The sequence below is a fragment of the Bacillus sp. 123MFChir2 genome (assembly GCF_000383235.1).
Taxonomy (GTDB): domain Bacteria; phylum Bacillota; class Bacilli; order Bacillales; family Bacillaceae_G; genus Bacillus_A.
Genome location: NZ_KB910929.1, coordinates 62,790 through 73,862 on the forward strand (window position 1 = coordinate 62,790; position 11,073 = coordinate 73,862).

At 36.8% G+C, this 11,073-nt stretch carries 12 protein-coding genes and 1 pseudogene; 6 read left to right on the forward strand and 7 right to left on the reverse strand.

What is annotated here, in order from left to right; genetic code table 11:
- Positions 1-26: 26 nt before the first annotated feature.
- Positions 27-458 (reverse strand): NUDIX hydrolase, encoded by a 432-nt coding sequence (locus H280_RS0105660; protein WP_020060149.1) that lies wholly within the window; start codon positions 456-458, stop codon positions 27-29.
- A gap of 124 nt (positions 459-582) precedes the next feature.
- On the opposite strand from H280_RS0105660, the gene H280_RS0105665 reads away from it, so the two are divergent.
- A complete protein-coding gene (locus H280_RS0105665) occupies positions 583-1,410 on the forward strand; it encodes an EcsC family protein (protein WP_020060150.1) in 828 nt (275 codons plus the stop codon).
- 27 nt (positions 1,411-1,437) lie between these two features.
- Here H280_RS0105665 and H280_RS0105670 read toward each other — a convergent pair whose 3' ends face one another.
- A complete protein-coding gene (locus tag H280_RS0105670; protein WP_020060151.1) occupies positions 1,438-2,088 on the reverse strand; it encodes a YitT family protein in 651 nt (216 codons plus the stop codon).
- A 904-nt stretch (positions 2,089-2,992) separates the two neighbouring features.
- On the opposite strand from H280_RS0105670, the gene H280_RS0105675 reads away from it, so the two are divergent.
- A complete protein-coding gene (locus tag H280_RS0105675; RefSeq protein ID WP_020060152.1) occupies positions 2,993-3,208 on the forward strand; it encodes an aspartyl-phosphate phosphatase Spo0E family protein in 216 nt (71 codons plus the stop codon).
- A gap of 389 nt (positions 3,209-3,597) precedes the next feature.
- On the opposite strand, the gene H280_RS0105680 is transcribed toward H280_RS0105675, so the two are convergent.
- On the reverse strand, positions 3,598-3,915 hold the full coding sequence (locus tag H280_RS0105680) for a hypothetical protein (protein ID WP_020060153.1): 318 nt from the start codon (positions 3,913-3,915) through the stop codon (positions 3,598-3,600).
- Positions 3,916-4,052: 137 nt separating this feature from the next.
- Here H280_RS0105680 and H280_RS0105685 point away from each other — a divergent pair, with 137 nt between their 5' ends.
- The gene (locus H280_RS0105685) at positions 4,053-5,291 is read left to right on the forward strand and encodes an argininosuccinate synthase (protein WP_331271142.1); all 1,239 of its coding nucleotides are present in this window, start codon (positions 4,053-4,055) and stop codon (positions 5,289-5,291) included.
- Positions 5,288-6,676 carry an argininosuccinate lyase gene (gene argH, locus H280_RS0105690; RefSeq protein ID WP_020060155.1) on the forward strand — a complete coding sequence of 463 codons (1,389 nt, stop codon included), beginning with the start codon at positions 5,288-5,290 and terminating at the stop codon, positions 6,674-6,676. The genes H280_RS0105685 and argH overlap by 4 nt, the downstream gene beginning before the upstream one ends.
- 25 nt (positions 6,677-6,701) lie before the next feature.
- Here argH and H280_RS0105695 read toward each other — a convergent pair whose 3' ends face one another.
- From H280_RS0105695 to H280_RS0105705, 3 genes are all read right to left on the reverse strand, one after another.
- A complete protein-coding gene (locus H280_RS0105695; protein WP_020060156.1) occupies positions 6,702-7,319 on the reverse strand; it encodes a hypothetical protein in 618 nt (205 codons plus the stop codon).
- A gap of 94 nt (positions 7,320-7,413) precedes the next feature.
- Complete coding sequence (locus H280_RS0105700) at positions 7,414-7,593, reverse strand: hypothetical protein (RefSeq protein ID WP_020060157.1); 180 nt, start codon at positions 7,591-7,593, stop codon at positions 7,414-7,416.
- Between the two features lie 115 nt (positions 7,594-7,708).
- Positions 7,709-8,167, reverse strand: coding sequence for a universal stress protein (locus H280_RS0105705; protein ID WP_020060158.1), 459 nt, complete (start codon positions 8,165-8,167; stop codon positions 7,709-7,711).
- A gap of 151 nt (positions 8,168-8,318) precedes the next feature.
- On the opposite strand from H280_RS0105705, the pseudogene H280_RS0105710 reads away from it, so the two are divergent.
- Positions 8,319-9,118, forward strand: a pseudogene (locus tag H280_RS0105710) (SDR family oxidoreductase).
- Between the two features lie 145 nt (positions 9,119-9,263).
- A complete protein-coding gene (gene ald, locus H280_RS0105715; protein WP_020060160.1) occupies positions 9,264-10,397 on the forward strand; it encodes an alanine dehydrogenase in 1,134 nt (377 codons plus the stop codon).
- Positions 10,398-10,437: 40 nt separating this feature from the next.
- On the opposite strand, the gene H280_RS24745 is transcribed toward ald, so the two are convergent.
- On the reverse strand, positions 10,438-10,617 hold the full coding sequence (locus tag H280_RS24745) for a monooxygenase family protein (protein ID WP_081625616.1): 180 nt from the start codon (positions 10,615-10,617) through the stop codon (positions 10,438-10,440).
- Positions 10,618-11,073 lie beyond the last annotated feature (456 nt).

An 11,073-nucleotide genomic window follows, 5' to 3' on the forward strand; every position in this document is an offset into this window, starting at 1 on the left:
GACGGGATGATTCCCGTCTTTTTTTATTATTTTTTTGAAAGTAGTTCGGTTAATCCGTTTGGGTATAATGTTTTTTCCTTTTGTAAAAACATTTCAATTGGAATCCATACAGCATAAGAGATGTGATCTCCTTCTGTTATTGTGAACTCATTCTTTTTATAAAGTTCTTTGTTTGAAAAGGAAGCAGAATATAATTGGACGATTTCATGCCCGGTTGTATTGTCTATTTGAAAAATGTTTTCTAAACAGCCTAAGTATGTACCGATTTCTACAATGACGCCAAGCTCTTCTGCAAATTCTCGGATAACAGTTTGCGCCGCGTATTCCCCAAGTTCAATCGTTCCCCCAAGTGGTCGATAATAACATCCCTCGCCACCTTCATGTTTTCTGTTATATTCTTCAACAAGGATACAATCATTGTATTCAATAATCCCTAACGCTTTCGCACGTGGATACATAATCTACCTCCTCTTTTTATTGTGATTTATTTTAAATAACATATTTTTCAGAAAAAAACAGGGTGTACGGTCTCGCGCAGCAAATATAGTACAATGTAGAAAAATAATCCAGGAGGACGTTTGTATGCTGTCAAAGGGTGAGGAACGAATTTTACAGGATCTAAAAAGCTGGGAGCAGCAACTGGTGCAACACGAATCAACGGATTTTCAGCAAATGTTTGATAAATGGTTAAATCGTACATTTTCGAGGCTGCCAGAGAAGAAACGAAATGATTTTTTTTCGAAAGCAGATGAATGGCTCTTTCATTTACATGCGTTCATGCAAAGCTCGCAGTCACAGCTCGATGCACGCGGGAGGATTTTGGGGGCGGCGCGTGTGTTTGATGATTCTATTGAACATATTGAAGAAATGAGAGAACTATCCATTCATCAATTAACATACATAGCAGAACAACAAACAGCTCGTCATCGTTTATATTCTTTCGTGCAAGGAGGTATAACAGGAATTGGCGGCTTTTTATTATTAAGTACAGATTTCCCTGTATTGATTGCTTTAAATGTGAAAGCCGTGCAGCTTATCACCACATCATTTGGCCATGATGTGAATAAACCGTATGAAATGATGTTAGCGTTAAAAGTGTTTCATGCGGCTATATTGCCAGCGCATTTGCAGCAGTATGCTTGGTATAACTTACTGCAAGAGTTAGAGCAAGAAGAAGCAGCTCCATTCTTTTATGAGGGAGAAGAGGAAGTATTAAATCCAGCATCTGTCCAAGTACTGCTAAAACAAATTTTGAAAACGTTCATTATTTATTCACTGCGCCGCAAGTTGTTTCAAGGTGTACCGGTGCTTGGAATTGCAGTTGGATCAGCGGCAAATTATCGGTTAACGCGGAGTGTGACAGAATTTGCGAATCGATTTTATCAAATGCGGTATTTACGCCAAAAATAAAAAGCGAAAGGCGGTTGCCTTTCGCTCCTAATTTGTTGCATGTTGTTTTGGTAACGGAATTGCCACTGTTTTCTTTTCCTTTGCTGGATAATAAATTAAATCTAGTACTTTTGCTTGCACAGCAAAGGAAAGAATCGTAAAGGCAATCTGAGTCCATGTTAAATAGTATAGTGAAAGTGCAAGGACAATTACGTCAAAAGCGAAGAAAATTTGCCCAACTGTAAAGCGCGTTTTTTTACTTAATACAATTGTTAAAATTTCATCTCCGCCTGTTGCACCGCCGAATCGTAAAATAAAACCAAGTCCAACCCCAGCTAAAGCTCCGCCTATTACTGCAGCTACAAATAAATAATTAGATAAATCAACCGTAAACGGAGAATAATTTTCCATTAAAGAATAAAACACTCCGAATGAAATTGAACCGAGAAATGAATAGCCGACCATTTTTTTACCTAAAAATGTAGCACATAGTAAAATGACTGGAATATCCATTAAAACAGTTGAAATGGATGGTGAAATATCAAAAAAGTTTTGTAAAAACAGTGCGATTCCGACAAAGCCACCTTCAGTTAAGTGGTTTTGAAAATGAATGTGATATAGCACGGTAGCTAAAATAAATGAACCAAGTAAAACCATAAAAATTTCTTTAATAATTTGTCGACTTTGGATGTTCTCCATCGTTATTCCTTCTCTCCGTAGTTAGTAGTTTTTTGTTTTTCATAAACTAACTACGCCTATATAGCAGCAGTTAGTTTACATACGTCTAACTACGCTATATATCACTGAAGAAATAACGAATAATCCTCTCGTCCATCAATTCTCCCTACTTTCGTTTTAGTTTAGGCCTAAAATAGACTAAACAAAACTCAGAGTAGGATTTTTATTTAGCAATCCTATTCTCTTCTAGGTTTTGTTTAGTAAGTGTTAAACAACCTAAACAAAACGCTACGTGTAAGAAGAGTCTTTTCGTTGCCAAATTATCTTTCGGGCAATCATAATTTCCCCACTTTCGTATTTTTTTCGCTAGACAAAGTATCTAAGCAAAAAAATACGCTACGTGTAAGATTCGTCTTTTCGATGCCACATGCTCCTTCGAGCGATCATGATATCTAAATCCTTTCTGTAAAAGATTTTATACTATTATATCATACTTTTGAAAAATGTATGTTGTTGGAAACTGCAAATAGGCAAAGAAAAACCTACATACTTCGTAAAGATGAGAGGATAAGGTGTAATAAATTAATATTTGCTGTCGAAGGTTTTTTTGTGATGAAAAATGAAATTTTGTGCGCTGTAACAATCTAAATCCATTTTGATTTTTCGACATATAGATTGCTGCTATGCAGAAAAAAGGAGCTTCCACTCGCTTTCTCCCTTTGTTTAAACTACGCATGTGGCAGAAAAAGGCCCTGACCGTTTTTCTATGCATGGTCAGATGCTCTTGTCCACTTAAAAAAAGATGCTTTTATTTCGTTTTTTTAATTTGGATTAGAAATTCACTTTAATTAATTACATAATATTCATTTTAAAATGAATATTTTCTATAATTCGAGTCATATAGGGGATGACTGGAGAGGTTCATATGAAAAGAATAGATATACAAGCAAGCATAGAGAAAAAAAGAGAGGAACTAACTATTCTTGTAAGAATGTATGGATTTAATCATGAAAAGGTAGTTGTATGCAGCCAAGAGTTAGATGATTTAGTCTATCGTTTGATGGAAAGTACTACTTACCAAGAAAGTGTGCTTTCTATTTCAGTAAAGAAAAATACGAATGACAATATACATTCTCCTTAACTGGAAATAACATCATTATAATATTTCATACGCTTTTTCATTTAAGTGCATCGTATTTGAAGAAGCTTTCTTTTTTATTTAGTTATATTTGAAAGCGTTTGCGGTAAGTGTAGTAGAAAAAAGAAGTCCGTAATAGTTTGATTGGTGGGAAATGTGTCTAGAGAAGTGTTAAAAATTTAAAGGTTAATGAAGTAATAAGATTATATAAATCTGCCAGCAGAAACGAATTAAACAATTATGAAGAAAGTGCATGAAAAACAGGAAATCATTCTTTGCGTCCATAGAACATTCTACTTTTACTGGCAGACCTCACATTCCAAATGTATATTTAAAATCTCCTATAAAATAAATTGTATTCAAGAATAAAGTGTGTAAACTCCAAATAATTATTATTGATGCGCCTTCCCTTCAGAAACATTTTGCGTGAGGCGATACCAAAGCCAAAGGTCGTTAATGATGGAGGCGAGATCAGCAATTTCTGTATTCAATTTACAGGAAAGCTCAAAGTTTTCTTCGTTATTTAATTTATGTTGTTTTGTATGAATGATCTGTTCAAGCTCTTGAATCCGGTCGGGTATGTTCCCGCGAATTTGTTCCCACTTTAATAAAATAGCATGCTGCACAGCGGGAGGAATCTCTTCCCATTCTTCTTGTAAATCAGGTATTTCAATGCCTAGATGCTCATTATATGTGAAATATTGTTTCATGTCTCTTCCCTCCATTTTCTGTTTCTATTGTATCGAAAAAGGGAATGAACTTCGATGGAATTGTTTGAAAAATATTTGCAAATATCCCTTGCGACATTTTGCGAAAGATGATAGATTATGAATTAATATAAAAAATAATGAATAATTATTCTTTTTTAGGGGGATGTAAAGTGGAAAACAAGAAAGTTGTATTAGCATATTCCGGAGGTCTTGATACTTCCGTTGCGATTAAGTGGTTACAAGAAAAAAGATACGATGTGATTGCACTTTGTTTAGATTTAGGGGAAGGGAAAGATTTAGAGTTTGTGAAAGAAAAGGCATTATCTGTTGGAGCGGTTAAATCATATATGATTGACGTGCAAGAAGAGTTTGTGAATGAATATGCATTAAAAGCACTGCAAGCTCACACGTTATACGAAGGGAAATATCCCCTTGTATCTGCATTATCTCGTCCATTAATTGCGAAGAAGTTGGTAGAAATCGCAGAGATGGAAGGGGCAAGTGCAGTTGCGCATGGATGTACGGGAAAAGGAAACGACCAAGTGCGTTTTGAAGTTTCGATTCAAGCGTTAAATCCGCATTTAAAAGTAATTGCACCAGTGCGTGAATGGAAATGGTCACGTGAAGAGGAAATTGCGTATGCAAAAGAAAACGAGGTGCCAATTCCGATTAATTTAGACAGTCCATTTTCCATTGATCAAAACTTATGGGGACGAAGCAATGAATGCGGAATTTTAGAAGATCCATGGGTAGCGCCGCCAGAAGAAGCATATGACATGACAGCAGCACTGGAGAATACACCAAACAAACCTGAATTTGTAGAAATTGGGTTTGAAGCAGGAGTGCCAACAACATTAAATGGTGTAGCGTATCCCTTGGCGGAGTTAATTAAAACATTAAATGTTCTTGCTGGTAAGCATGGAGTTGGCCGTATTGATCACGTAGAAAATCGTCTTGTCGGTATTAAGTCACGTGAAGTGTATGAATGCCCAGCAGCGATGACGTTACTTACTGCCCATAAGGAATTAGAAGATTTAACGCTTGTAAAAGAAGTAGCGCATTTTAAGCCGATAATTGAACAAAAATTAACAGAGCTCATTTATAACGGTTTATGGTTCTCGCCTTTAAAAGATGCCCTTACTGCCTTTTTACAAGAAACGCAAAAAAATGTGACAGGTACAGTACGCGTCAAACTATTTAAAGGACATGCAATTGTAGAAGGACGTAAATCGGATTATTCTCTATACGATGAAAAATTAGCAACATATACAGTAGAAGATGAATTTAATCACGATGCAGCAATTGGATTTATTTCATTATTTGGTTTACCAACAAAAGTATATAGCCAAGTGAATCAAAAGAAGGTGGAGGCATGAGCAAACTTTGGGGCGGTCGCTTTACAGAGCAGGCTGAACAGTGGGTTGAGGAGTTTGGAGCTTCCATTTCCTTTGACCAGCAATTAGCAGTAGAAGATATAGAAGGAAGTATTGCGCATGTTACGATGCTCGCGAAGTGCGGCATCGTAACAGCGGAAGAAGGAGAAACAATTAAAAACGGTCTTCAGTATTTACTGGAAAAAGCAAAGAAACAGGAACTTACGTTTTCTGTTGAAGCGGAAGATATTCATTTGAACATTGAAAAAATGTTAATTCAGCATATTGGTGAAGTTGGCGGTAAGCTTCATACAGGAAGAAGCCGTAATGATCAAGTCGCAACTGACATGCATTTGTATTTACGAAATGAAGTGCAGCATATTATCGAGGCAGTGAAGCAAATGCAGACTGTACTTACAGTGCAAGCCGAAGAACATATTGAAACAATTATGCCAGGATATACACATTTACAGCGCGCGCAGCCAATTTCTTTTGCGCATCATCTTCTTGCGTATTTTTGGATGTTAGAACGTGATGCAAATCGTTTTACAGATTTACTAGGGCGCATTAACATTTCCCCGCTCGGAGCCGGGGCACTTGCTGGGACAACATTCCCGATTGATCGTGAATATAGTGCACAGCTGCTCGGTTTTGATGGGATATATGAGAATAGTTTAGACGCAGTAAGCGACCGTGATTTCATTCTTGAATTTTTAAGTAATGCTTCTATATTAATGATGCATTTATCGCGTTTTTGTGAAGAATTGATTTTATGGAGCAGTCAGGAATTTCAGTTTATTGAAATGAGTGATTGTTATGCAACGGGCAGTAGCATTATGCCACAAAAGAAAAATCCAGATATGGCAGAGCTCATTCGCGGGAAAACAGGCAGGGTATACGGCAACTTGTTTAGTTTATTAACAGTTATGAAAGGGTTGCCTCTTGCTTACAATAAAGATTTGCAAGAAGACAAGGAAGGCATGTTTGATACAGTCCGTACAGTAAAAGGCTGTTTACATGTAATGGCCGGTATGCTTGAGACGATGACAGTGAAAAAAGATAATATGGCGAAAGCTGTTACGCAAGACTTTTCAAATGCGACCGAGATCGCAGATTATTTAGCGAGTAAAGGATTACCATTTCGTCAAGCGCATGAAATTGTAGGAAAGCTTGTCCTTCTTTGTATTAATAAAGGTGTATATTTACTAGATTTACCGTTAGCAACTTATCAAGAGATGAGCCCATTATTTGAGGAAGATTTATACGAAGTCCTTTCGCCGTATGCCGCAGTAAAAAGAAGAAACAGTGCAGGCGGTACAGGATTTGAACAAATTGAGCAAGCGCTTCAAAAAGCGAAAGAGCGCATAGAAACCCCCGTGAGTATGTAATATTTCACGGGGGTTTTCATGATTATTACATATATTTAATTAATGTACTTTCTAATGCTTTCATTCTTTGCAGAGATGTTGTTTGCCGTTTACGGTTTGTGGCAATTCCAAACATAATATTTTTAGAATCTAGACTATGTGTTCGATAAGAGTTTGTATCTGGATTTTTTCCTTGTAGTTTTCGATGAGCGTAGAATAAAATATGTCCGAGTTCATGCGCAAGTGTATTTTCTAATGCAGATTTTGTAAGAATAATATGATTAAAACGGCTTTTTGTCATAAGGGAAGGGAATGATCGTCCCGTTGTATTACTTGAGAGATGTCTTGCGTTTGTATAAAAGATTGAAATGCTGCTTGGATTTGGAAAGAGGTATTTTCTTTCATTAAATAAGTGCTTTATGTTCTTACTTTGTTTTTTTCGAAATGAAGTATCATTCGTTCGAATTGAAAAATCTTTCAGCGTTGTAATGCTAGTAATAACAAATTCTATATTCCATATTTTTGTTGCTAACTCAACTTGCTGCTTAATTTGTTTTTCTGTTACATTACAGCCGGGAAGAGTAAAGATGCATAAGTTTATAAATGGAGTAGTGCGTTTGCTTTTGACTGTAGCTTCGCTGTTTTTTTCCTTTTCGTTATTCAAAAATAATCACACCTTTATGCTTGGACATATATATAGTGTATGCATAAAGGAAAAGGTTGCTTGTATAATATAAGCAACCTAGCGTCTATATTTTTCAGTCGTATTTGTGTTTTCCTTCTGTAATGCGAATATATTCGATGTCCATTAAGTCGCGAAATAGTGCACCATGACTTAATTCTACACCGTGTTTTTCTTTAAAGTGGGCACAAATTATTTCAACCATGTCGATTTCTTGGTCATTTAAATCAAGTATTATACGCTCAGAACTTTCCATGTTAGCTCCTCCATTCTTTTTTTCTTATCATAACCGCAGAAAAAAATTTTATTTAGAAGGAATGAAAAAACACCAAGCCATTACATAGAGGCTTGGTGTGGATTTCTTATCGTTATTAAATTTCACCTTGTTCTTCTTCGCCGCGAACAACAAGGACATCGCATTTCGCATAGCGAATAATATGTTCAGAGACGCTACCAATTAAGAAACGTTCTACTGCATTTAAACCAGTTGCACCGCAAATAATTAAATCAACTTTGTTTTTTGGTGCAATATCTTTTGAGATTTTTGATTTTGGATTGCCGAATTCTAATACAGTCTCTACTTTTGTAAGCCCTGCATCTAGTGCAACCTTTTTGTAGTCTTCTAACAAATCTTCAGCAAATAAATTTGCGCGCTCTGCGATTGCACGGCTATATGCTTCTACTGCAGAATAAGCCTTGACGTCAACGATATGAGCGATTGTTAATGTAGCATCGTTACGCTTTGCAACTTGAATTGCTTTTTTAAATGCTTTTTCAGCTTCCTTAGAACCATCAACTGCGATTAAAATATTTGTATATGTAGTATTCATAAACAATTCCTCCCCGATTTATAAGCGTTATAACTCTTTACATCTTTATTATAAAGTAAAATATGGAAAAATGTTTGACAGAAACGTTACAGAATTTTGAAAACTCTGTTTCGAACATTTTAGTTGTAATTGTATAAAGAAGTTGTTACATATGAAGTATAGCAAGAAAAAAGGAGGCTTATGTTTGTGAGACATGCGCTCATTACAGCCGGTACAAAAGGTTTAGGGAAGAAAGTCACAGAGAGTTTATTACATAAAGGATATTCGGTAACAGTAACATATCGCAGTGATGTACAGGCGATGGAAACGTTAAAGCAGCAATATAAAAATCTTGCGCATCGTATGCAATTTGTGCAAGCGGATGTAACGAAACAAGAAGATTTACATACAGTAGTAACAAAAGCGATGGAACGTTTTGGCCGTATTGACTTTCTTATTAATAATGCAGGTCCTTACGTATTCGAGCGTAAAAAGTTAGTTGAATATAAAGATGATGAATGGAATGAAATGATTCATGGTAATTTAACGGCCGTATTTCACTTACTAAAGCTTGTTGTTCCAATTATGCGTCAGCAAAAATTTGGCCGCATTGTGAATTATGGATTTCAAGGAGCGGATAGTGCGCCAGGATGGGTATATCGCTCTGCTTTTGCGGCTGCGAAAGTTGGACTAGTTTCGCTTACGAAAACAATTGCTTATGAAGAAGCTGAATATGGAATTACATCAAATATGATATGTCCCGGTGATATTATTGGTGATATGAAAGAAGCGACAATTGTGACGGCGCGTACATTCCCTAATTCTCGTACACCAATTGGGCGTTCTGGTACAGGGGAAGATATTGCTCGTACAATTTCTTTTTTATGTGAGGAAGATTCAGATATGATTACGGGCACCGTTATAGAAGTAACAGGAGCGGTTGATGTCATTCATCGACATCGTCAAAATTAGACAAATTCTATCGGACAACTTGTGTTGTTTTTGTCAAAAAATGAAAATGTATGATAAAATATAAGAGTATAGAAAGCGTTTTCCAAAAGAATAAATGCTATAATTAGCCAGGGGTAATTTTAAAAATTTCAAGGGGGAATTTCCAATGCGTATCGGTGTACCAACAGAAATTAAAAACAATGAAAATCGTGTAGCAATGACGCCAGCGGGTGTTGTTCACTTAATTCACAACGGTCATGAAGTTTTTGTTCAAAAAGGTGCTGGTTTAGGGTCTGGATTTACAGATGAAGCGTATGTTGAAGCAGGCGCAACAATTGTAGAAACAGCACAAGAAGCTTGGAATCAAGAGATGGTTATGAAAGTAAAAGAGCCAATTTCGAGTGAATATGGCTATTTCCGCGAAGGTTTAATTTTATTCACATACTTACACTTAGCTCCAGAACCAGAATTAACAAAAGCATTAATTGACAACAAAGTAGTTGGTATTGCTTATGAAACAGTTCAATTAGACAACCGTTCTTTACCATTACTTGCACCTATGAGCGAAGTAGCAGGCCGCATGTCTGCGCAAATTGGTGCACAGTTCCTTGAAAAAAATAAAGGTGGTAAAGGTATTCTACTTGCTGGCGTTCCGGGAGTAAAACGCGGCAAAGTAACAATTATCGGTGGTGGTCAAGCTGGTACGAACGCAGCAAAAATTGCTGTTGGCCTAGGCGCGGATGTAACAATTATTGACTTAAGCCCAGATCGTCTTCGTCAATTAGACGATATCTTCGGCAACCAAGTAACAACATTAATGTCTAACCCATATAATATCGCAGAAGCTGTAAAGGAATCTGATCTTGTGATCGGTGCCGTATTAATTCCGGGTGCAAAAGCGCCAAAACTTGTAACAGAAGAAATGATTCAATCTATGGAACCAGGTTCTGTTGTAGTTGACATCGCAATTGATCAAGGTGGTATTTTTGAAACAACTGACCGCATTACAACACATGATAATCCAACTTACGAAAAACATGGTGTTGTTCACTATGCAGTTGCAAACATGCCAGGTGCGGTTCCACGTACATCAACAATTGCGTTAACGAACGTAACAGTACCATACGCAGTACAAATCGCAAACAAAGGTTACAAAAAAGCTTGCTTAGATAACATTGCCTTATTAAAAGGTATTAATACATTAGATGGCTACGTAACATTCGAAGCAGTTGCAGAAGCGCATGGTTTACAATATGCTGATGCAAAAGAGCTTCTTGAAAAAGCACCTGCTTTATCATAAGAAAGACTGTAAAGCGACTATCAGCTGATAGTCGCTTTTATTATGGCTTCATACGTGTTCGTGCCGTTTCTCGTTTCTTATTTACAGGGACAGATTCCCTTGCTTTAGCTAATCCAAAACGAGGCATATTTACATATACACTTTCATATTGGCCCTTCTCAATCACATATGTTTCATGACCAATACCAACTGTTTTCGTTTTAGAAGCTTTTAGGTTGATTTATCCCGCTATTCGCGGACAGTAATACTCCCACCTCAAAATTCAGCGAAAGCATTGTCCAGTTCCAGTGGCTAGAATGTTCGGTGGCTTCGCTTCTTCCTACGAGGTAAAATACACCTCTACGTCAGAAGCTCCATCCCCCTCACATTCTGGACGAGCCACTTCCACTTTTCTTTGTTGTCCAGTTCCAGTGGCTAGAATGTTCGGGGGGGAGATAAACTGTCCGTAAAAGCCCGATTGGTGAGGGCTGATTAAAGTTCCGCTTTATTAATTTGACTTTTCGGAATTTTATTCCACTAAACTAGTAGAAGGTTTGATATGATGAAATTGAAAGAAATTGTAATGTATATAAATACAAGTTGACTTTTTAACATCTAAGTCGCTGCTATGCAGAACAAAACATGGCCGCTACTTGCTGTCTATCTTTGTTTTAAACTTTGCACGTGGCAGGAAAAG